Here is a 21,939-nt window from a genome sequence, read left to right on the forward strand (position 1 = left end):
CGGGCGCTCCATTCCGCGGTCCGGCGGCCGAATCCTTAATGCGCATCGCGTCGAAGCGTATTCAGTGACGCGCTTTCGGACGACATGCATTAGCCACTCACTTTTGTGAGCCATGGCGCCAGAATGGACTCGGCCTCGCCCATCACCACGGACCAGGGGCGTTCCCGTTTCGAGACCAGCACGGCCGATGGATAGTAGGGCGTGCGGTCGCCCTCGACCGGCCAGGAGCGCTTGAAGCCGTCGCCCAGAATGAAAACCGAGGGGATGCCGAGCGCGCCGGCCAGATGCGCTCCGGTATTGCTGATGGTCACCACGGCGTCCATCGCGGCAACCTGCGCGGCGAAAAGATCCATGTCGACGAGCTGATCGACCGATCTGTCATGAAGAATGCGCTCCGGCTCACCGTCGGTCAGGATCTTCAGATCGGTCTCGATCTGGCCGTACTGCAGCGAGACGAACCGGAGGTCCGGTCGGCCGATCAGGTTTCGCCAGGCGGCAAGCGGCGGCAGGTCTTTGCCGGGATTGGAGCTGCCCCATGCGATACCGACCAACGGCCGTCCTTCCTTCCGGTAGCGGGCGCGAAGTTCAGCGACCCGGGCCGGATCCGGCTTAAGGGGCACGAAATGCTCGCGGATCGTCGCCTCGTCGGTTTCGAAAACGGCTGTCAGATGCTGGACGCCGGCGAAGGCCTGCGCCTCGGCATAGGCGGCCTTGCCGCCAGCGCCGACCGGCCGCACATCGGCGGTCGGAAAAGTGCGCTGAAAGAGCGGTACCAGGCGGCGCTCGACCAGCACGATCGAACGGGCGGCGCGCCCCAGGGCACAGCCGACGGAACTCGCATGATGGATCGCGGTGGCCAGACCCTGCTTTTCGGTTTCCATCAGATCGATCAGCAGTGTCTGGCCAGAAATATCCTGGCCCAGCCACTCGCCATCGACGCGGCCGTTGACGATGTGGCGTCGGGCGATCCTGAGTTCGGCGGCTGCGCCATAAGCGCCCATCCGCATCAGCGCCTTGCTGAGCTCGTCGATCAGGTGGACCTCGCCCCTCGACTTCGCAATGGATCCAAGAGCCAGGGCTTTCGGCAGTGCCGCCGGCCAATCGCGGGATTCGACGCTTCGCCGATAATCCGCCATCTGATCGGCAATGCCGCCGTCGCGCCAGCGAAGGAAGAGCTGCCGGCGGTGACGTCGGAACCAGACCTTGTATTTGTAGCCTGCAAGCGCGACAGCGCGGCGCAACCGGCCGAGAAGTAGGCTACCTTCCATCGCCAGCTCCGCCGATGATTTGCATGACCCGTCCGCCTGCTTCCTGCACTGCCGACGCCCAGGCTCGGCCGCCTTTTCTGACCAGTCGAACGCTCGGATATGCGGCGACGGTCTCGCCGAAGGCAGGCCAGGACAGTCGAAACCCGTCGTCGAGCATGACAATCGTCGGCACGCCGAGCGCTCCGGCCAGGTTGGCGCCGGTATTGCTGATCGTCACCACCGCGTCGAGCGCCGCAATTTGAGCGGCAAAGCGGTCCATGTCCGTCAACTGGTCGACGGAAGCGTCATGGATGATGCGCCCCGGCGCGTGGCGCTCGAACTCGGAGAGGGCTGGCCCGACATCGCCATATTGCAAGCTGACGAGGCGCCCCGGCAGGCTGCTGAACAGCGTCCGCCAATCGTCCAGGGCCGGCAGATCCTTGCTCTTGTTGAGGCTTCCCCAGGCAAATCCGATCAGGGGACCTGGGCCGCCATCGAGATAGGTGCCGCGCAGCTCGGCAACCAGTCGGCGGTCCGGCTCCAGCGGAACGAAGGGCGCGCGTGCCGCCGGGTCGTCCGGCCAGAAATGCTTTGCGAGTGTCTCGAAACCGGCAACGACATCAGCGTCCACCGCCGCCATGTCCTCTTCCCCTTCAATCCTGACATCGAGCGCAGGATATGTTCTGCGATAAAGCGGTGCCAGTCGCGGCTCGACGAAGACGATGCATCGACCGGCAGCCGCAGCTGCTGGACCAAGCAAAGATGCGAACTGGAAAAAGATCGCCAGGTCGCCTTCGCGACGATCGACGAGAAGCGTGCGACCCGCAAGATCACTGCCATCCCAATCGGGCCTGCCGCGCAGCTGCTTGCTCGCCGCCATCAACTGCCAGATGCGATTTCCTCCGTCGAGACGCCTCAGTCCGCGCCCCGCTTTCTTGATCAGGCCGAGATCGCCAAGCTGCTCACCAAGCGCGCCAAGCGCCAGTGCATGGTCGCGAGCAGTTTGCCAGTCACCACGCTGCACGCTTTCCTCCATCAGCCTCATATGCCTTTCGGCACTTTCGTCGGCGTGGCGCGAAGGACGTCTAAGAAGTTCCTTTGCCCGCTCGAGAACCTTCTGCAGCCGCTTGCCGACGGCGCCTTGCGGGCGCAGATCGGCGGTTTTTGCCTTCTGAAGGATGGTTCGTCTGTTCTGCACGGCGATGTTCTATCGTCCTCGGGGAGCGTCGGAAAGCGTCGTCAGGATCGACGAGAGCCGCCGGCCGGCCTCGTCGAGCACCAGCGACCAAGGGCGTCCCTCCTTGCGAATGACAATGCCCTTCGGATACCAGGGTGTCCGGTCGCCGGTCACCGGCCATGCCGTCTGAAAATTATCGTCGATGAGGAAAACAGTCGGCACGCCAATGGCTCCGGCAAGATGGGCCGCCGTATTGCTGATCGTCACGACAGCATCGAGTGCGGCGACCTGTGCGGCGAAACGGTCCATGTCGACCATTTGGTCGACGCTGTCGTCAAAGATCAGACGCGCGTCGTTGCCGTTGCGAAGGCGCCGCAACGCCGGCTTGATCTGTCCGTACTGGAGCGAAACGAATGTCGCTTGTGTCTGGGCGATGAACCGTGCCCATTCAGGAAAATCAGGCACGTCCTTGGTGTGGGACTTGCTGCCCCAGGAGAGACCGACCAGCGGCAGATCCGTCATCGAGCGATAGCGCTTGCGGAATGCCTCGACGAGTTCAGGATCTGCCCGCAGCGGTACGAAGTCGGCAGCAAGCTTTTCGGCGTCGCGTCCGAACACCCAGGCGAGATCTTCGAAAGTCGCGTGTTTGTCGCCGACCACATCCCGCTGCGCCGGGACCACGGTCGCCTTCGGGAACGTTCGCTGCAGAATTGATACCAGGCGCGGCTCGACCCGAATTGTTGCGCTTTGGGCATAGGCAGCGGCAGCGCCGGCCAGTCGCGCGTGGCGGATAACCCGGCCAAGGCTGCGCGGGTCATCCTCCACAAGATCGATCAGCAGTGTATCCGATCCGAGATTCTCGCCGGTCCACTCGTTGGCGCTCTTCCCTTTCCGCAGCCGGCGAGCGGAAAGCCGAAGCTCAGCTGCCCGCGCAAAGTTGCCAAGGCGTTCGAACGCCTGGCCCGCCTTCTGCATCAGCTCCGGGTCGCGATTATGATCGGCCGTGACAGCCATCTCATTGGTACCTGCTTCAAGGCCTTTCCAGTCCCTGCGCACGATCAGGGCCTCAACCTTGGCCTGCAGCTCAAGAATGGAACGAGGCTGCTTGGGACCGGAAAACAACCTGCGCACCGCCTTTTTGTACCGGCGCACCTGAAGGCCCAGTCCACCAATCACATACCGGACATAGGAACCGTGATAAAAGCTGGTCATCGGCCGTCAGCGCAATACGCTCTGCCGCAGCTTTTTGCCGCTTTCGACCATCGGATCGGGCGTCTCCAGGTGGAATATCGAACGATATATCTCGCTGTGCTTGGCAAGCTGGTCATGCGTTCCAGCATCGACGAGCTGTCCGGCGTCAAACACGAGAATACGATCGGCCGCCTTGATTGTAGACAGCCTGTGCGCAATGCAGATCACCGTGCGCTGAAATGTGTTGTCGAAGGCTGCCTCCATAACCGCCCGTTCGTTTTCACCGTCAAGCGCGGATGTCGCTTCGTCATAGACGATTACCGCAGCATTCTTGAGCAGGGCGCGCGCGATGGCAACGCGTTGTTTCTGGCCGCCGGACAGGTTGGTGCCGCTTGGCCCGACAAGCGTGTCGAGCCCGTTTTCGAGCGCCGAAGCAAAGCTGGTGACCCGGGCGAGGTTCGCAGCAGACTCGATTTCCTGATCCGTGGCATTCGGGCGGCCGTCGCGAATGTTGTCGCGGATCGAGCCTTCAAACAGGAAGACGTCCTGTGACACAAGTGCGATGTTATCGCGGACGTCGGCCAGGCTGATCTTCGAAATGTCCTTTCCGTCGATCAGGATCCTGCCCTTGTCCGGCTCCATCAGACGCAGGATCAGATTGACGATGGTAGTCTTGCCGGCGCCGGAGCGGCCGACGATCGCCAGCTTCTCACGAGGTCGCACGTCGAAGGAAACACCCTCGAGCGCGGGGCTGTTGCCGTCATAGGAAAAGGCCACATCTTCAAAGCGGATACCACCATCGACGTCGGTCAGACGCTCGCCCGCGATCGCGAGTCGCCGCTGCTCGGGCGTGTCGATCAAATCATACATCTGCTCGACGGCGACCATTTGCTTCTGGATGTCGACATTGACCCGGGCCAACCGCTTGGCAGGCTCATAGGCAAGCAGGAACGCGGTAATGAAGGCCATGAATTCGCCGGGCGTCTTGCCGTTGCCGAGGGTCTGCCAGCTGGCGTACATAACGAAAAGCCCGATGATCACGCCGCCGCCGGTCTCCATCAATGGGCTCATCAATGCTGACGTCCGATTGATCTGGATGCCACGTCTTTCCATCTTGCGGACGGCCTTTGCAAAGCTGGCGACGGCCTTGTCCTCGAGCTGGAAGGACTTGATGGTGCGGATGCCTTCGACGGCTTCCGTGCCGATCGACTGGACTTGTGCGGCCAATTCCGTCTCGCCCCTCGCCAGCGCCTTGAGCTTCCTGGTTATCGCGCCGACTGACAGGAACAGCATCGGCAGAACCGCCACGGATATCAGCGACATCACCGGGTCCTGCTTGACCATGACGCTGGCCAAGGCAATCAGGGTCAGCAGATCAGAGACGGCGCTGCTCGTGAGGGTGAGAATAACGGTCGCCCCGGCGCGCGCGTTGAACATGATTTTGGAGATGAATTTTGCCGGATGCTGGTTCGCGAAACGGCTGATGTCGAAATACACCATTCGGGAAAATTGCCGGTTTTGCAGGTCCGAAACGATAGCCCGGCGAATCTTTCCCGTCGTGATGGTCTGGCAGTAGGCAGCTATGCCCTTGACCAGGAAAATGCCGATGATGACGACGCTGATACCCGATACAGCGGCAGCGTCTCGCTCGACATAGATGGTGTTGATCATGACTTTCATGATCCAGGCCGCCGCGCCGGTCGCCGCAGCAGCGGCGATCGAGCACAGCAAACCTGTCACATACAGCATCTTGTGCGGCGGCAGATTTTCGCCAATCAGACGCTTGATCAGCGGATATGCTGGGGCCGTTGACACTCGTTTCTTTGTAATCATCTCGTCGCCGCCCGTTGCGATCCCGTCCGGTCTTCGCGTTATCTTGAAGCGCGAGACGGTTTCGATCACCTGTCTGTGGCTTCGTTCCCGACCGCAGTCAATGCCGAACCGGATCCTTGCACGTCATCGGCTTATGACCGTCGGTTCCTCGCATGCGAGCATAGCGGACCCCAGCCACGCGGCTTTTGCGCCATTCGTCGTCGGCCGCGCTATGCCTGGTCAGTGTTTCGCGAGGACCATGAGATGGCTTCCAAGAGGCGATGTGTGATTGCTTTTGATTGAAAAGCCCACATCCGAAAGCACCGCGATCATCTCCTTATCCTTGCCAGGAGGAACGCGGGCAACGATCGTTTGAGCACGCCCGGCGATATCGCACAGCACGCGTCGCGCCTTGTCCTCGCCGAGGCTCCACTGCATGTGATGGTAGACCGCCAGCAGCATGACGATGTCGTACTGCGGTTGGAGAACATTTTGCAGCTTCCGGCTGCCAAGATCGAGACAATCGAACCGGCTTTGGACCGGACAACCCAGGAAGATCATCTTGGCCGTCTCGATATGCGGCTTGAGAATGTCGATCCCATGGATCGAACTCGGTCCTAGCTTGGATATCTCATAGGCGACAACACCCATGTTGCAGCCAACATCGAGAATGGATTTCCCGGCGTAGTCGACCTCTGCTGAGAATAGGCCGTCCAGACGGTCGTCCCACGTTCCCTTGAATCTCTTTTGCTTATTTGACCACCACAAATCGTTGTTCTCCAAAAACGGCGCCGGACTGGTTTCCTTGACGGAGGGGGACTGTGCGCCCGGCCTAACTCGGTCCAGTTGCTGGCGCGCAACGACACTGTCCTGAGCGTCCTGTAAACGCAACCGCGGGAGAAAGGAACTCCTGATCACAGCATCCTGCGAAGACGTTTCGGTAAGTTGACGAACACCCGGCCCGACAAATCGACATATTGGTTGGAAATGGCAACGTCGCTTGGCGCCCCCTACCCGTGCCTGCCCTCGAGTTCCTGAAACGCACGATAGCCCGGGCCGGCACACGCAGGGACATAAGTAATGCCCCGTCGGCAAGGCAAGCCATATTTGTTCTTGCTTTGTGCCGGCAGCTATGCTACCAATTTGCCTATGGTGCTGATTTGCACCAACGACCGTCTTGCCGCGACATGCGGTTTTTCAGCCAGGCTCGATCAAAGCTCGCCCGCATCGCGGGGCTTTTGGCCAATCACGGCCGGGTGCCGGCCTTTTCGGCAGCTTCCGAGAATGGAAATCGGAAAAGCAGCTTCCGGTTCTCGTCGCAGACTTCGAAGGAAAGACCTGTCAGGACCGGGCTGCCGCTGAGCAGGCCCTCGGCCAGGATTTCCTTGGCCGAAGCCATTGCGTTATCCTGAGCCGCGGACAAACCGTCCAACTCCTGACCCTCGAAATCTTCCGTCAAGCGGCCCTCATTGTTTCGGAAATGGAAAAAATATCTCGGCATGGCTGCTCCGGTCGGTCGGTTTCTCTAATGCATGTCGCGCAAAAGTGTGCAGCGGTTTTGCGACAACGACATGCACAAAAACAAGCACTTAAAGCGCGTCGCATGAGGCCGATCGACGCGATGCGCTTTAGTCGCGAGCGCCTCAGGAACAGCGTCGGATTTGTGCACGACGGCACCGTGCGATTTAGGCGTTGGGATTCATGGCGTTTAGGCCTTCATGCGTCAGGTCGATCGAACAGCACCCCCAGCCCGTGTTCGAACGCACATACCACAATCATGTCGTCCAGGGCTTTTCCGGAGACCGGGCAATTCGGCATGACAGCCCTGATCGCGATCTCAGCCGCTGCGGTGGAAACCGCATCGTGGCGCCTCTTCCTGGTCTCCATGTATTGCTCGAGCAGAATTTTCAGGCGCCGCGCGGCAATCTCGTCAACGACCATCGTTCTCCCTCGATTCGGCACAATGTCCGTCTTCCAGGTCTGTCCTCCGGATGAAGGTCCGCTGCCATTGGGTAGCAGCGGACCACTCGGCTGGGTGAGCCAATGACCCGAGGCGGGGGTGTCTCGGACCGCCACCACAATAGCTTCGGCAGGCCACTCGTTCCACAGAACGCTGTCGTTGGTAATTTTCGTACACTGAGCATTGCCACAGACAGTCTGCGACCGTGGGATTTTTGCGCTATGCCCGTAGCCTGATAACCGGATCAGCTTCGGCTTCGATCGACATAGGTGTAGATGCCCGCGCCGATCGCGACCGCTCCTACAGTGATCAGAATCGATGGCACACCCATTAACGTGGCGATGATCCCCCAGACAATGGCGACGGCAATCGCGCCGGCCGTTCCCAGCACCAGTCTAAGCCGTTTCGACATTATCCATTCCCCCAAAAGTGCATCTTTGGCCTTTTCCGGTCGAAATACCGCAATGCGGCACCATTGTCTGCGCTTCGTCCAACTTTTTATGCCGCCCCTGAGCCCCAATCGCTGAGGCGTAAGCGATCCGTGTGCGGCCTTGTTGCAAACACCCACTCGACAATCAGGAAGCTTGGGCGCGGGCCCGAGAAGCGAGGCGTCAGAAAGCGAGGTATCTATGCAAAATTTTCGGAATTTACTCCGGTTCTCGATCATGGCCATGGCGGCCACGACAACCGCAATAGTCATCACCGGGCTTACCCCCGAGACAACCGAAGCGACTTTGATTTGCCATGGGTTGGTCTGCCAGAAGGCGAGCAATGAAGGCAGTGCCTTCGGCGCCAAATATCAGCGCAAATGCACCTGCGAAAATGTAAGCGAGGGCGCTAACAACCATCCCTCCCCGCACAATGTCAACAAGGGGCCCATCGGCGGCTCAAGCAGCAGCAGCGGATCGAGCGGCGCCAGCAGCTCAAGCGGCACCACCAGTTCGAGCGGCAGCAGCGGTTCGAGCGGCAGCAGCGGATCCAGTGGCGGCAACGACGGAACAAGCAGCGGCGGGTCTAACGGCAGCGGCGGAGTGTAGCGGCTGCTCAAGCGGCTCCGGTGGCGGCGCCACTCGAGTTGAACCGTGGCGGCGACCACGCGGCCGGCAACGACGATCGATCCTCACGACAACGGGAGTAGTAGTATGACGCTCCGACCGAAATCGGCGACCGCGCCCCTCACCGGCCTTGCAGGATTGCTTGGTCTTGCGCTCACCGTCGCGATGCTCGCCGACAGAAGCTGGCCTGTGCATTTGCAGGCCATGACTGTCATTGCAGCTACTACTGCAGCAATGATCGCGGTCGACACGGCTTATTTCCAGACGTTTCGAAGGCGTTCAACGGGATTGCAGGCGAAGCCGATGCGAGCGCTTGAAGTCGAGCGTGTCGTGCGCAAGCTCATCGGCTTCATCGTTACGCTCACGACCATTGCCGCAGTCTACTGGATAGTGCCGGAATACCGGCGTGAGTTTTACGCCCCCTACTGGGCAGCGCTCTACGACACCTTGCCGGCGCTGCTCGTCGGTCGCCGATCGGGCGCTCCGGCTGAATGCCACCCTTGCTCGGACCATCTGCGGCAGTCGGCGCTATCGCCTCAAGGCGTGATCGCGATGCCGATCCTCGCCGCTCATCGGCAACGGCCGATCGCCCTCGAGCAGGCGGGTGATCCGGGCGAAGCCGGCAAAAGCCTTTCTCGCTTCCTCGGCCGACATCCGGCCGGCCATGGCCGCAGCGCAGCAATTCACGGCGCACTGGTAAACCGGCCCGCGCCGCCCCGCCGGCCATTTTCGCAAGAATGCCATTGCTTCGGCAACGCTGTCGATCTCCTCCACAGGCTGTCCCTGTCCGCGCAAAACCCGCACGGGCGAAAAGAATTGCAAGCGGTCCATCATTTCCTCCCCGTCGACCGGATGCGTGCGATCGAACCCCACTAAACTCGCGAACCCGACTTTGGTTCCCGGCAAAAGAGGGCTTGGCCTGAAAAATGTTGGCTGCACGAGACGAGCAGCGGTGGACGCGCCCGGCAGCTCCAATTGGGTGACATCTTGCCCCAATTGGGTGACATCTTGCCATTGTACGGGAACGTTAGCGCGGCTGATGCATTTCGATGCCACGAGCAGTCTTTTTGAGGGAAATGCCAAAACATGAGAATAGCCCATGTGGCGCCGCTCCATGAATCCGTGCCACCCCGGTTCTATGGAGGGACGGAGCGCATCGTCTCCTATCTGACCGAAGGATTGGTCGAGCTTGGCCATGACGTGACCCTGTTCGCCAGCGGCGATACCAAGACGTCGGCGAAATTGGTGGCGTGTCGCGAGCGCGCGCTCCGTCTCGATCCGCGCCCGCACAAATCCGAAACCGCGGCGCATCTCTCGATGCTCGCCGAGGTGAGGAGCCGTGCGCAACAGTTCGACATCATCCATTTCCATCTCAGCCACTTCCTGCATTTTCCTTTCTTCGAACACATGCCCGACCGGACGGTGACGACACCGCATGGCAGGCTCGACTATGTCGACCTAGCCCCGGCCTACGAACATTTTCCGCGCTTTCCGATGATCTCCATTTCCCGCAGCCAGAGAACCGGGCTACCCAGGGCCAATTGGCTGGCGACCATCCATCACGGGCTGCCGATCAATATGTACGAGCCGACTTTCGAGACGAATGCGGACGAGCCGTATCTGGCCTTTCTCGGCCGGCTGTCGCGCGACAAGCGCCCGGAGCGTGCCATTGAGATCGCCTTGCGCTCCGGGCTGAAACTGAAGCTTGCAGCAAAGATCGGCGACGACGACCGCCCTTTTTTCCACGACACGGTCGAGCCGCTGATCGACGGCGACCGTGTCGACTATATCGGCGAGATCGAAGAGGACAGAAAAGCGGAATTCCTCGGCAAGGCGGCCGGCCTGCTGTTTCCGATCGATTGGCCGGAGCCGTTCGGTCTTGCCGCGATAGAGGCTATGGCCTGTGGCACGCCGGTAATCGCCTGGAAATGCGGTGCCCTGCCGGAGATCATCGACCACGGCGTGACCGGTTTCCTTGTCGATACGGTCGATGCCGCAGTCACCTCGATACCGGAATTGCTGCGCCTCGACAGGCGACAGGTGAGAGCCGTGTTCGAAAACCGTTTTTCTGCCACGAGAATGGCCCACGACTATGTGGCTGCCTATGCGCGCCTGATCGGTACTCCCGGTGAAGCGAGAGCGTCCTGATCGGCGTCATTGTGGACGTTGGAACGAAACGACAGAGCTTGTGACGTATGAATCAACTCGACGAGCGTAAGCTTGATCCCGCCGTAGCCCTTGCCTCCCTCGACGAGGTTGCGCCCCGGGAGCCGCACCGGCTGTTCGCCCTCAAGCAAGCCGACTGCTTCGCGGTGGCCGACGCCTATGGCGACATCCGCGGCGCCGGCGATGGCTTTTTCCGAGACGACACGCGTGTGCTTTCGGAATTCCGGCTGACGGTCGGTGGCCGGCAAATGTCGTTGCTCGGCGCCTCGCTCAGCCAGGACAATGTGCTTTTCACCTCGAACCTGACCAATCTGCCGATCCAGAGTGTCGGTGGTCGCGACATTCCGCAGGGCGCGATCCACATAGAACGCGTCAGGCTGCTTTGGCAGGACCGGCTGTTCGAGCGCATCACCCTTTCCAACTACAGCCAGGAATCGTCGGCCATTCGGGTTTCCTTGCATTTCGCAGCAGATTTCCGCGACATGTTCGAGGTGCGCGGTTCGACCCGGCTCAAGCGCGGAATAGCCCACGCCGCCGAGACCAGTCCGACATCCGTGGTGCTTCGATATGACGGGCTGGACCAGCTCGTGCGCCTGTCGGCGATCTCGTTCTCGCAGGCGCCGGACAATTTGACCGCCAGCCGCGCGGATTTCCTGGTTGCGGTGACGAAGCGCAGCAGCGAGGTCCTCTATATCGAGGTCGGCCCGGAAGTGGCGGAGACACCCGACCGCGACCGTTTTCGGGCTGCTGCCGCCCGCGCTCGCTTCGGCATGCGCGCCAAACGCCGCCACGGCGCGACGGTGCACAGCTCCGGCCGCGTCTTCAACGACTGGATCGAACGCGCGCGCGCGGACGTGGCGTTGCTGACCACCGAGCTTTCAACCGGACCTTACCCCTATGCCGGCATACCCTGGTTCTCGACGGCATTTGGCCGTGACGGGGTGATTTCCGCACTGCAGATGCTGTGGTTGAATCCTGGGCTGGCGCGCGGCGTACTCGCCTTTCTCGCCCAGCATCAGGCGACCGAAACGTCGCCGTTCAGCGATTCGCAGCCGGGCAAGATCATGCACGAGACCCGCAAGGGCGAGATGGCGGCACTGCGGGAGCTCCCGTTCGGCCGCTATTACGGCGGCGTCGATACCACGCCGCTCTACATTCATCTCGCTTGCGCCTATGCGGATCGTACCGGCGACATGGCGTTCGTCGACAGCCTGTGGCCATCGCTCTGTGCAGCGGCCGAATGGACGGAGGAGACAAGCCGCGCGACCGGCTTCGTTACCTACCAGCGCGGCGCCGAGACCGGCCTTGCCAACCAGGGCTGGAAGGACAGTTTCGATTCCGTCTTCCATGCCGATGGCCGCATGCCCAAGGGGCCGATCGCCCTGGTCGAGGTGCAAGGCTACGTCTTTGCCGCGTTCCGTGGGCTGGCGGCGCTCGCCCGCCGCCGCGGCGAGGACGACAAGGCCGATCATTGGGAGGAACGCGCCGAAACCATGCGCGCCGCGGTGGAACGCCATTTCTGGATGGACGATCTCAATTTCTATGCACTGGCGATCGATGGTGCAGGCGAGCTCTGCAAGGTACGGACGTCGAATGCCGGCCATCTTCTCTTTGTCGGGCTGCCCGAGCCGGAACGGGCGCAGATGGTCGCCGATCAGCTGCTCTCTGCGTCGTTCCACTCTGGTTGGGGAGTGAGGACGCTGGCCGACGATGCGATATTCTTCAATCCGATGTCCTACCACAATGGTTCGATCTGGCCGCACGACACCGCCATGTGCGGTGCCGGCCTGGCACGTTATGGCGTGCGCGACAGCGTAGTCAGGCTGATGAGCGGCACGTTCGAATCGGCTGTCCATTTCAACATGCGGCTGCCGGAACTGTTCTGCGGCTTTACCCGGTCGCCGGGCGAAGCGCCCATCGCCTATCCCGTCGCGTGCCTGCCGCAGGCCTGGTCGGCGGGATCGGCCTTCATGCTGATGCAGGCCTGCCTTGGGCTCGAAATCGACGGCTGGAACAGCGAAATCCGGGTCACCCGCCCAAGGCTGCCGATCGGCATCGACACGCTGACATTGCGGCATCTAGGTGTCGGCTCGACAGTGGTCGACCTCACATTCCAGCGTGTCGGCGACCGGGTCGTCGCCTTTCTCGCCGATCGGTATGAGGGGATGGTGCCGCTCATCGTGCGCACTTGATGCCGCCGCACTGCGGCGCGTCGAAAATGACGCGCGGCATTGCAATCGTCCGGAACCGATAGCCTCTTTGTGCGTTGCAAAAATGGGCGGCGCGGGAACGCTGCAGTTGTTATACGGCGGCGAACCAGAAAACAAATAAAAAAACGGCTATCGGCCGGCCGGAGGCGAGATCACATTCTATGTCAGATTATACTGTAAACCTGCTCTGGGTTTTGCTGATTGCAAGTTTTGGCTTTTCCGCTTTTGCCATTCTCCTGTCGATATCCCGCCAGCGTCGCGGCCGCGCAACGGCGGCCGCATACACGCCGAGCGAGGATGTCGCGTCGGAAGCGGCACGCAAGGTGCTGCGCGAGTTCGAAAAGAACGGCCAATCGGCCGATGCGGCACTGGTCACATGGTCGCCCGACACTTTGCGCAAGATCCTGGCCGACGACCTGCCGGACGCACAGGTCATCGTGGTGTCCAACCGCGAACCCTACATCCACAACATCAAGGATGACGGGGTCCAACTTTTGGTGCCGGCCAGCGGGCTGGTTTCGGCACTCGAGCCCATCACCCGCGCCTGTGCCGGCACCTGGATCGCCTTTGGCGGCGGCACGGCAGACCGCCTCACCGTCGACAAGGACGACCGGGTGCAGGTGCCGCCAGGCAATCCGTCCTATACGCTGCGCAGGGTCTGGCTGACGGAGGAGGAATATCAGGGCTATTATCTGGGCTTCGCTAATGAGGGCCTATGGCCGCTTTGCCATATCGCCTTCACCCGCCCCGTGTTTCGCGCCTCGGACTGGGACGCCTACGAGGCCGTCAACCGCAAATTCGCCGATACGGTGGTTGCCGAAGCCCGCAACGAACGGCCGATCGTGCTGGTGCAGGACTACCATTTTGCGCTGCTGCCACGCATGATTCGCCAGCGCCTGCCGGACGCGATAGTCATCACCTTCTGGCACATCCCTTGGCCCAATTCGGAAGTGTTCAGCATCTGTCCGTGGCGTGAGCGGATCCTGGAAGGACTGCTCGGCAGTTCGATCATCGGCTTTCATACCCAATTCCATGCCAACAACTTCACCGAAAGTGTCGACCGCTTTCTGGAGAGCCGGATCGAACGGGCAGACGCGGCAATCTCCTATGGTGGGCAAACCACATTGGTCCACGCCTATCCCATTTCCATAGAATGGCCGGCCCAATTGCTGGCAAAACTGCCGTCTGTGGAGGAGTGCCGCGCCAGCGTGCGCGACAGATTCGGCCTGTCTGCGGATACCAAACTATGCGTTGGCGTCGAGCGCCTCGACTACACGAAAGGCATTCTCGATCGCTTCCATGCCTTGGACGAATTGTTCACGAGATATCCCGAATGGATAGGCAAGGTGGTTTTCCTGCAGATCGCCGCGCCGAGCCGGGGGACATTGCCCGCCTACCAGCAACTCCACGACGAATGCCGCCGCTGTGCCGAGGAGCTCAACCGGCGCTATGGCAGCGAGACATACAGCCCTATCCTGATGGTCGCCGAACATCATCGGCAGGAGCAGGTCTACGAGGTCTATCGCGCCGCCGACATCTGTATGGTCACCAGTCTGCATGACGGCATGAACCTTGTCGCCAAGGAATTCGTCGCAGCGCGCGACGACGAACAGGGCGTGCTTTTGCTCAGCACCTTCGCCGGTGCCTCGCGCGAACTGCTGGAAGCGCTGATCGTCAACCCCTACGATGCGGCCATGATGAGCGAGGCGCTGTTGCAGGCGCTGACGATGACGCCGGAAGAGCAGCGCGAACGTTTGCGGCCGATGCGCGAGATGGTCCGCGACAACAATGTCTACCGCTGGGCCGGCAGTATGCTGCTGGACGCCGCGCGCCTGCGCAAACGCGGCGATCTCGACAGGGTGACCGGAACCGGCGAGCGCCCGCCATCGAACACCAACAACGTCATCTCGATGTTCGAGCGGGCTCGGAAGGCAGCGTCGTGAAAAGCTTTGAACAACCGCCGGCGTTGAACCTGTCGGAAGGGCAATGGGCGCTCTTCCTCGACATCGACGGAACCCTGCTGGAACACGCTGCCCATCCCGACGCGGTGTTCGTCGGCGAGGAATTGCGCAATCTGCTCGAACGCATCGAGCGGCGGCTGGATGGTGCGGTCGCCTTCATCACCGGCCGGTCGATTCCCGCCGTGGACAAGCTGTTCCATCCGCTGAAGCTGCGGATCGCCGGACTGTATGGGCTGGAGCACCGGCTGACGCCGAGCGGTCCGATCGATGCCGCCGACGCGCCGGCCGACATCGCCGCCCTTGCGGACGAGATCGAGGCCGAATTGGGCAGCGGCAAGGTCTATGTCGAGCGCAAGGGGCCGGTCCTTGCCGTTCATACAAGAGCAGCACCGCAACTGCTTGCACCCGCAATCCAGCTCGTCGAACAGGCATTGGCCCGGCTTCCGAAGGGTTATCGGGTGCTTCCGGGAAACGCCGGCGTCGAGCTCATGCCTTTGGAAGCCGTCAAAGGTGCTGCCATCCGGCGTTTCATGGACATTCCGCCCTTTGTCGGCCGGCGGCCGATATTCCTCGGAGACGATACGTCGGACGAACACGGTTTCGAGGCGATCAATGAAATTGGCGGCATCTCCATCCGCGTGAAGCCGAACGGACCGACGGCCGCAAACTATGCCCTCGACGACGTGACCGGCGCAATAGCCTGGCTCGAGGCCAGTTTCGAGACGTCGGCGGTGGCCTGATCGCGCCGTGGCCCGGTTCAGCTGATCTTCCCGTCCACCATGTGAATGCGGCGATCCATGCGTGCGGCCATGTCGAGGTCATGCGTGACTGCCACGACCGTCTTGCCGCGTTCGCGCACCAAATTCTGCAGGATTGTGAACACCTGCTCCGAGCTCTTGCTGTCGAGGCTCCCCGTCGGCTCGTCTGCCAGGATAAGCGGCGGGTCGTTGGCGAGCGAGCGTGCCACCGCGACGCGCTGACGCTGGCCTCCCGAAAGCTGGTCCGGCCGCTTTTCGAGATGTTCGCCGAGCCCCAGCGATGACAGCAACTCGCCAGCCCGTTCGCGCATCACGGGTCGGGCCAGCCGACCAAGCTTGCGCATTGGAATTTCTACATTTTCGCGCGCCGTGAATTCCGGCAGAAGGAAATGAAACTGGAAGACGAAGCCCAGCGTCGAAAGCCGTGTCTGCGCCCGCTCCCTTTCATTCATAGGCTCGCTATCGCGTCCGCCTATCCTCAAGGTCCCGCCTGTCGGCCGGTCGAGCAGCCCAAGCAGATAGAGCAGCGAGGACTTGCCGGAGCCGGAGGGACCGGTGACGGCGACGAATTCGTTGTCGTTGATCGTGAGCGTGATGTCCTTGACCAGCGTAACGGGGACCGTCTCTGGCAAGATGCGGGTCAGTCTCTCGGTCTCGATGAGTGCGCTCATGTCGCGCCTCTTATTATGTCGACCGGATTCAGGCGCGCTGCACGGCGCGCCGGCAGGTAGCCAGCCACCGCCGCCGAGCCCAGTGCGAAGGCCGAGGCGATGATATAGTGGGTCAGGCTCCAGGCTATCGGCAGCCGGGTCATCTCCTGGCCAGTCGCGGCGATCTCGAAACGCACCAGCGACAGTGCATAGGTCATGGAGAAGCCAAGCACCCCGCCGAGCACAGAGCCGGCAGCGCCGATCGCCACGCCTTCCAGCAAAAAGAGCCGGCGCATGTCGGACTCCGGGAAGCCAAGCGACTTCATGATGGCGATGTCGCGCGCCTTCTCGTGCGTGATGGTGGAGATGATGTTGTAGATGCCGAAGCCAGCAACCAGCATGATCGCGCCGACGACGGTGTACATGATGACGTTGCGCACGACGAGCGCTTCAAGGATCGATTCATTCGCCTCCTGCCACGCCACGGCCTTGTAGCCCAGTTCGGCCTCGGCTCGATGCGCCACCGCCGCAGCGCGGTTGGGGTCGTCGAGCTTGATGCGGATCTCGTTGATGGCATTCGGACGCGCGGAGAGGATTTGCGCGTTCTTCAAAAGCACATAAGCTTCGCCTTCGTCGCGCGCGGTAGTGCCGGTGTGGAAAAGTCCGGCGATCTTGAAATTGCGCGTCAGCCCTTCGGAGGAAACCGCCGTTATCGTGTCGCCGAACCCGGCGCCGAGCCGGTTCGCCATCGTGTCGCCGATGAGCACGTTGTTGCCGCCCGCGGCAAGTGCCGAAAAGCTGCCTTCGACGAACTCTCCGACGATCGGTGAAACGCCGGTCTCGCGCTGCGGATCGACCCCGATGATAGCTGCGCCCACTTCGCGGCTGGAATAGCGGATCACGCCCTGCGTCTTTAGGCTTGCTGCGAACCGGCCGGGAATCCAGCTCTCCAGCCAGGAGGTCGCGGCGGTCGGGTTGATGATGCCGCGCCGATCGTCGCGTGGCCGGAGCCCCGAGATGGCGGCGGTCTCGAAGTAGTCCTCGGCCGGCTGCCGGCGGGCGGTGCGCTGCTCGTCGGTGATGTCGACATGCGGCATCGTGTCGACGAGCTGCCTGACGAAATCGTCCTGCCCGCCCTGCATCAGCGCCGCCATCGCAATTGAGAAGCCGACACCCACCGCGACGCCGACTATGGCGACCAGCGTCTGGCGGCCGCGGCCGGCGATATGCGTTACGGCAATGTCGACGATCAGCGCCATCGTTGCCTATCTCTCCTGCGCGGCGGCGATGTTCACGCGCGCACCGTCGCCGAGGTCAGCGGGATAGGGCGAGATGACGCGAGCCTTCTCATCGACACTAGAGATAACTTCGACGCCATTGGTGCCGCGAATGCCCGTTCGGATTTCACGCCGCCAGGCCTTGTCGCCTTCGACTACGAACACCTTGTTCCCATCCACCGCAACCGACGGGATCAACAGCGCATTTTTCGAAACGCGGATGACGATGTTCACGTCGGTCGACATGCCTATACGAAGCGGCGTATTGTCCGGCAGGCGGAAGCGGACGCGATAGGTCTTCGTCACCGGATCGCCCTTGGGCGTGATGCTGTCGACCACCGCTTCCAGATTCTGCCGAGGGAACGCATCGGATTTAAGCAGCGCGCGCTGGCCGATCTCGACCCGTGGAATGTCCTCCTCGTTGACCTCGGCGACCACCAGGAGCGGCTTCGGCTCGCCGACCCAGAACAACACGGCGCCGAGTTCGGCGATCTCACCGACCTCGCCGTCCTGCCTGAGCACGATACCGGCGCTCGGCGCTCGTAAGACGTAGGTGTCGAGCCGCGCTTTCTGTCCGGCAACCAGCGCTTCGATCTGGCCAAGCTCGCTTTGCGCGCGATCGAGCGCCTGCTGGCTTGCCGCACGCCTTTCGGCAAGCACGGTCAGCCTCCGGAGCTCTTCCTGGGCAAGTGCTTGACGCGCTTCGATCTCGCCAAGCACGGCCCGGGCCTCGCTGTCGTCGAGCTTGGCGAGCACATCGCCTTGTGCAACCCTCGACCCCTCGCAATTACACTGCTCGACGATCCTCTCGCGGACAACGGGAGTCACCTTGGCCCAGGTTCGCGGCTCGACTGAGCCACTCGCGTAAACGATCTCCGCCGCGTCGCCGCGTTGTGGCGTCACGATCGAAACCTTGGCCGGCTGCCACACATACCAAGCGCCGAAAGCAGCAGTCGCCGCGACAAGAACGATGCCGACAGTCCAGCGTATCCGTCGCAAGAAGCTCTCCTTCCACCATCGAATGCGAACGTCGGAGCGGTGGCAGACATAGCATTAGACCGACCGTCGGTCTATAAAAGTTGCATAAAGAAACGGTTCGTGCTCCTCTTGCCCCCTGTACTTTGTGAGGTCGATTTTGCCCCGAGTGATAAAGCCCCCGGAGATACGATCCACCGAGCTCCTCGACTGTGCCCAGCGGCTTTTCTTCGAGCATGGCTACGACAACACGACGGTGAACGACATCATCCGCGAGGCCGGCTTGTCGAAGGGTGCGTTCTATCACTATTTCGCGTCGAAGGAGGCCCTGCTGGAGGCGCTCGCCAGACGTCTCGCACGTGACAGCCTTGCCGAGCTGCAACCCCTCCTCGACGATCCGTCACTCGATGGGATTGGCCGGCTCAATGCACTCTTTGCCGGCTCGCGACGGCTGAACGTCGAGCTTGCCCCGCAATTGCGAAAAACGTTCTTCGTCGTGTTCCGGCCCGAGAACCTTGCCCTCTTCCATCGGGTCGACCAGGCGGCCAGGGAACTGGCCGAGCCGATAATCACAAATCTGCTCAGGAAGGGAAGCGAGGAAGGCATTCTCGACGTGCCCGACCCGCAAGCTTTTGCCGAGATGTTCCTGCAACTCCGGCTGACCTTTCGGGACGTGATGCACCGCGCCCTGCTACAGGCCGAACAGGGTAATATCGACGAAGCAGCGCGGCTGCTCGAGGGCCGATTGCGGCTCTACGGCATCGCAATCGACCGGCTTTTGAAGTTGCCCGATGGAACGATAGAAGCCGTGCAGCCCGGTTTTGCCCGGGCTTTTCTCGAAGCCGGACCGTAAACCGCTGACAGCGATGGAGGAGAGTTGATGAGTAGGAAATCGCGCGCTTCGACCGATGCCGTTCTCAAGGAACTGCGCGCCTTCGGCCTCACCTATCCGGGCGCCGAGACAAAGACTCCGTGGCCTGGTCACGACGATCTCGCGGTGAAAGGAAAGACCTTTGCTTATTTGAGCCTTGAAGGCGAACCGTTCAGCATCTCCCTCAAACTCCCCTACAGCGGCGACGAGGCGAGAAAGCTCCACTATGCGTCGCCGACAGAGTATGGCCTTGGCAAGAGCGGATGGGTGACGTTCGAACCAGCACCGGACGAACTGCCACCGATCGGACAACTGAAGTCATGGCTCGATGAGAGTTATCGCGCACAAGCGCCCAAAAAGCTTGCCGCCCTGATCACGCACAAGGTGGACTCGCGAGCTTAGGTCGAGCGATCGGTGTCACCCCACGAATCGTCGGCGCTAGAAGCTCAACGACGCCACGCCGATAAGCGCCTTTTTCATTGAATGTCTTTAAGTCCAAAGCCGGCAAATCGTCTGCTTGCCGGTTCCCCTGCGTCAGGCTTAACCTGCGTGCCATGCGTGGAGGCGCGTGCGGTAACAAGGGGAGGACATAGCAATGACCATACAAGGCGCATGACCGGACCTGTACAATGAGGATCTCGCACCGGCGAAGGTTCGAAACTGGGGACCGTTCTCGATCTTCAACGTCTGGACGTCGGACGTCCACAGCCTGTGGGGCTACTATCTCGCTGCCAGCCTGTTCCTGTTCTGCGGCGGCTTCGTCAACTTCATCATCGCCATCGGTATCGGCTCGCTGATCATCTATGCGTTAATGAACATGGTCGGCTATGCCGGCGTGAAGACCGGGGTGCCCTACCCTGTCCTGGCGCGTGCCTCCTTCGGCATCTGGGGCGCCAACATACCGGCGCTGGTGCGCGCCGTCGTCGCCTGCTTCTGGTACGGCGCGCAGACGGCGGCGGCCTCCGGGGCGATCGTAGCCCTGCTGATCCGCTCGCAATGGTTCGCCGACTTCAACCAGAGCACCCATTTCCTCGGCCACTCCGGGCTCGAGGTGATCTGCTTCGCCGTCATCTGGGCGCTGCAGCTCCTGATCATCCAGAGGGGCATGGAAACGGTGCGCCGCTTCCAGGACTGGGCCGGACCGGCGGTGTGGGTGATGATGCTGATCCTGGCGATCTATCTTTGCATCAAGGCAGGCACCTTCGCTTTCACCAGCGACATCCCGATGGATGCGCTGCTGGAAAAGACAAAGGACGCGGGCGTGCCGGGCACGCCGGGCTCCTGGACCTCGCTGTTTGCGGTGGCCGCGATCTGGGTGACCTATTTCTCCGCGCTCTATCTCAACTTCTGCGATTTCGCGCGCTACGCCCCGGACAAGGCATCGCTGCGCAAGGGCAACATCTGGGGCCTGCCGGTCAATCTTATCCTGTTCTCGCTGGTCGCCGGCGTCACCACGATCGCCGCCTTCGACGTCTATGGCGAGGTGCTGCTGCATCCCGACCAGATTTCGGCGAAATTCGACAGCTGGTTCCTGGCGGCGCTCGCAGCCCTGACCTTTGCGGTGGCGACGCTCGGCATCAATGTGGTGGCGAACTTCGTGTCGCCGGCCTTCGACTTCTCCAATGTCTTTCCACGCCAGATCGACTTCAAGAAGGGCGGCTACATCGCGGCGCTGATCGCGCTGGTGCTCTATCCATTCGCGCCCTGGGAAGGCAGTGCCGCCTCCTTCGTCAACATCATTGGCGCGACGATGGGGCCTATCTTCGGCGTGATGATGGTCGACTATTACCTGATCCGGAAGGGCGAGGTCGACGTCGAGGCACTCTACAGGGAGAATGGCGAATTCCGCTTTCAGGGCGGCTGGCATGTCAATGCCTTCATCGCCGCCGGTATCGGCGCGGTCTTCTCCTCGATCCTGCCCAACTTCACCAGCCTGCTGCCGTCATGGTGGGGCGTCTATGGCTGGTTCTTCGGCGTGGCAATTGCCGGCGTCATCTACTACGTGCTGCGCACGATGGCACTCGGTGCCGGAGCCAGGATAGCCAAGGCCTGAACAGACTCGGGCGGCGCGAGCCGCCCCGTTCATTCTGCGATCATTTCGGCCAGGCGGCGCACGGTGTTCCAGTTGCGCGACGTGCCAATGCCGAGGCGTTTGTGGCTCACCGCCGCAAGCAGCCGCGAACTCGGCATCTCGCGGGAAAAGACGATCCAGATGTCGCCGCCGACAATCCGCAGCTTCTCGTCCTTGCCGGCATATGCCTCAAGCGCCGCGGCGGTCTCGGCGGGAACGGGCGCTCGCATCACGCGCACCGCCACCTGGTCCGCGGCCTCGGCCGATTCAGCTGGGAACGGATTGCCGGCCGCCAGCCTTAGCCAGCCGTCGGCGCGGCGCACGATGATGTCGACGTGGCGGCCGAAAATCTTTGCGAACGCCGCCTCCAGCCGCTGCTCCAACGCCGCAAGTTCTGTTTCTTGCGCCTCGAAGACCAGATTGCCGGTCGCTACCAGCGTGCGCGGCTTATTCAGACCCAGGCCTTCGGCCATCGCCTTCAGATCGGACATGACGACCCGCCGCCCCTCGCCCAGGACAATGCTGTAGAGCAGCGCGACGTAAGTTTGCATGGGCGGT

The 21,939-nt window shown here is 61.7% G+C and carries 21 protein-coding genes; 7 read left to right on the top strand and 14 right to left on the bottom strand.

Annotated features, from left to right (window positions below; all coding sequences use genetic code 11):
- Positions 1-89: 89 nt before the first annotated feature.
- The 10 genes from NKJ28_RS19655 to NKJ28_RS33015 all read right to left on the bottom strand — a co-directional run bounded on the left by NKJ28_RS19655 (position 90) and on the right by NKJ28_RS33015 (position 9,639).
- Positions 90-1,268: a glycosyltransferase family 9 protein gene (locus NKJ28_RS19655; protein ID WP_352636738.1), complete on the bottom strand. Its 1,179-nt coding sequence runs from the start codon at positions 1,266-1,268 to the stop codon at positions 90-92.
- Positions 1,258-2,445 carry a glycosyltransferase family 9 protein gene (locus NKJ28_RS19660; protein WP_352636739.1) on the bottom strand — a complete coding sequence of 396 codons (1,188 nt, stop codon included), beginning with the start codon at positions 2,443-2,445 and terminating at the stop codon, positions 1,258-1,260. The genes NKJ28_RS19655 and NKJ28_RS19660 overlap by 11 nt, the downstream gene beginning before the upstream one ends.
- Before the next feature lie 9 nt (positions 2,446-2,454).
- On the bottom strand, positions 2,455-3,636 hold the full coding sequence (locus tag NKJ28_RS19665) for a glycosyltransferase family 9 protein (RefSeq protein ID WP_023674979.1): 1,182 nt from the start codon (positions 3,634-3,636) through the stop codon (positions 2,455-2,457).
- 6 nt (positions 3,637-3,642) lie between these two features.
- A complete protein-coding gene (locus NKJ28_RS19670; protein WP_352636740.1) occupies positions 3,643-5,430 on the bottom strand; it encodes an ABC transporter ATP-binding protein in 1,788 nt (595 codons plus the stop codon).
- Between the two features lie 237 nt (positions 5,431-5,667).
- Positions 5,668-6,210: a class I SAM-dependent methyltransferase gene (locus NKJ28_RS19675; protein ID WP_352636741.1), complete on the bottom strand. Its 543-nt coding sequence runs from the start codon at positions 6,208-6,210 to the stop codon at positions 5,668-5,670.
- A gap of 463 nt (positions 6,211-6,673) precedes the next feature.
- Entirely contained in the window at positions 6,674-6,928 is a 255-nt protein-coding gene (locus NKJ28_RS33010) for a DUF6894 family protein (protein ID WP_502898254.1), read from the bottom strand.
- Between the two features lie 215 nt (positions 6,929-7,143).
- Positions 7,144-7,368, bottom strand: a complete 225-nt coding sequence (locus NKJ28_RS19685; protein WP_352636743.1) for a hypothetical protein — start codon at positions 7,366-7,368, stop codon at positions 7,144-7,146.
- Between the two features lie 263 nt (positions 7,369-7,631).
- Positions 7,632-8,159 carry a hypothetical protein gene (locus tag NKJ28_RS19690; RefSeq protein ID WP_023674974.1) on the bottom strand — a complete coding sequence of 176 codons (528 nt, stop codon included), beginning with the start codon at positions 8,157-8,159 and terminating at the stop codon, positions 7,632-7,634.
- A gap of 27 nt (positions 8,160-8,186) precedes the next feature.
- Positions 8,187-8,435: a hypothetical protein gene (locus tag NKJ28_RS19695; protein ID WP_156937288.1), complete on the bottom strand. Its 249-nt coding sequence runs from the start codon at positions 8,433-8,435 to the stop codon at positions 8,187-8,189.
- 535 nt (positions 8,436-8,970) lie between these two features.
- On the bottom strand, positions 8,971-9,639 hold the full coding sequence (locus tag NKJ28_RS33015; protein ID WP_502896931.1) for a DUF982 domain-containing protein: 669 nt from the start codon (positions 9,637-9,639) through the stop codon (positions 8,971-8,973).
- Here NKJ28_RS33015 and NKJ28_RS19705 point away from each other — a divergent pair.
- From NKJ28_RS19705 to otsB, 4 genes are all read left to right on the top strand, one after another.
- Complete coding sequence (locus tag NKJ28_RS19705; protein WP_352568676.1) at positions 9,529-10,590, top strand: glycosyltransferase family 4 protein; 1,062 nt, start codon at positions 9,529-9,531, stop codon at positions 10,588-10,590. The genes NKJ28_RS33015 and NKJ28_RS19705 overlap by 111 nt on opposite strands.
- A gap of 47 nt (positions 10,591-10,637) precedes the next feature.
- Positions 10,638-12,800 (top strand): amylo-alpha-1,6-glucosidase, encoded by a 2,163-nt coding sequence (locus NKJ28_RS19710; RefSeq protein ID WP_023674970.1) that lies wholly within the window; start codon positions 10,638-10,640, stop codon positions 12,798-12,800.
- A 179-nt stretch (positions 12,801-12,979) separates the two neighbouring features.
- A complete protein-coding gene (locus NKJ28_RS19715) occupies positions 12,980-14,761 on the top strand; it encodes an alpha,alpha-trehalose-phosphate synthase (UDP-forming) (RefSeq protein ID WP_352636744.1) in 1,782 nt (593 codons plus the stop codon).
- Positions 14,758-15,519, top strand: a complete 762-nt coding sequence (gene otsB, locus NKJ28_RS19720; RefSeq protein ID WP_352593655.1) for a trehalose-phosphatase — start codon at positions 14,758-14,760, stop codon at positions 15,517-15,519. Before NKJ28_RS19715 ends, otsB begins: the two co-directional genes overlap by 4 nt.
- Before the next feature lie 17 nt (positions 15,520-15,536).
- Here otsB and NKJ28_RS19725 read toward each other — a convergent pair whose 3' ends face one another.
- Genes NKJ28_RS19725 through NKJ28_RS19735 form a run of 3 tightly spaced genes read right to left on the bottom strand, consistent with a single transcriptional unit; the run spans position 15,537 to position 18,463 of the window.
- Positions 15,537-16,208: an ABC transporter ATP-binding protein gene (locus NKJ28_RS19725; RefSeq protein WP_352593657.1), complete on the bottom strand. Its 672-nt coding sequence runs from the start codon at positions 16,206-16,208 to the stop codon at positions 15,537-15,539.
- Positions 16,205-17,446: an ABC transporter permease gene (locus NKJ28_RS19730; RefSeq protein WP_352593659.1), complete on the bottom strand. Its 1,242-nt coding sequence runs from the start codon at positions 17,444-17,446 to the stop codon at positions 16,205-16,207. Before NKJ28_RS19730 ends, NKJ28_RS19725 begins: the two co-directional genes overlap by 4 nt.
- Positions 17,447-17,452: 6 nt before the next feature.
- Complete coding sequence (locus tag NKJ28_RS19735; RefSeq protein ID WP_502898067.1) at positions 17,453-18,463, bottom strand: efflux RND transporter periplasmic adaptor subunit; 1,011 nt, start codon at positions 18,461-18,463, stop codon at positions 17,453-17,455.
- Between the two features lie 145 nt (positions 18,464-18,608).
- On the opposite strand from NKJ28_RS19735, the gene NKJ28_RS19740 reads away from it, so the two are divergent.
- The 3 genes from NKJ28_RS19740 (at position 18,609) to NKJ28_RS19750 (ending at position 21,363) form a co-directional block, all read left to right on the top strand.
- Positions 18,609-19,292 carry a TetR/AcrR family transcriptional regulator gene (locus NKJ28_RS19740; protein WP_502898068.1) on the top strand — a complete coding sequence of 228 codons (684 nt, stop codon included), beginning with the start codon at positions 18,609-18,611 and terminating at the stop codon, positions 19,290-19,292.
- Positions 19,293-19,319: 27 nt separating this feature from the next.
- Complete coding sequence (locus NKJ28_RS19745; protein WP_352568681.1) at positions 19,320-19,712, top strand: MmcQ/YjbR family DNA-binding protein; 393 nt, start codon at positions 19,320-19,322, stop codon at positions 19,710-19,712.
- Positions 19,713-19,932: 220 nt separating this feature from the next.
- Positions 19,933-21,363 carry an NCS1 family nucleobase:cation symporter-1 gene (locus tag NKJ28_RS19750; protein WP_352636756.1) on the top strand — a complete coding sequence of 477 codons (1,431 nt, stop codon included), beginning with the start codon at positions 19,933-19,935 and terminating at the stop codon, positions 21,361-21,363.
- Between the two features lie 29 nt (positions 21,364-21,392).
- On the opposite strand, the gene NKJ28_RS19755 is transcribed toward NKJ28_RS19750, so the two are convergent.
- On the bottom strand, positions 21,393-21,932 hold the full coding sequence (locus NKJ28_RS19755; protein WP_352458119.1) for a DUF1697 domain-containing protein: 540 nt from the start codon (positions 21,930-21,932) through the stop codon (positions 21,393-21,395).
- Positions 21,933-21,939: the final 7 nt, after the last annotated feature.

It is taken from the genome of Mesorhizobium sp. M0145 (assembly GCF_040322355.1).
Taxonomy (GTDB): domain Bacteria; phylum Pseudomonadota; class Alphaproteobacteria; order Rhizobiales; family Rhizobiaceae; genus Mesorhizobium.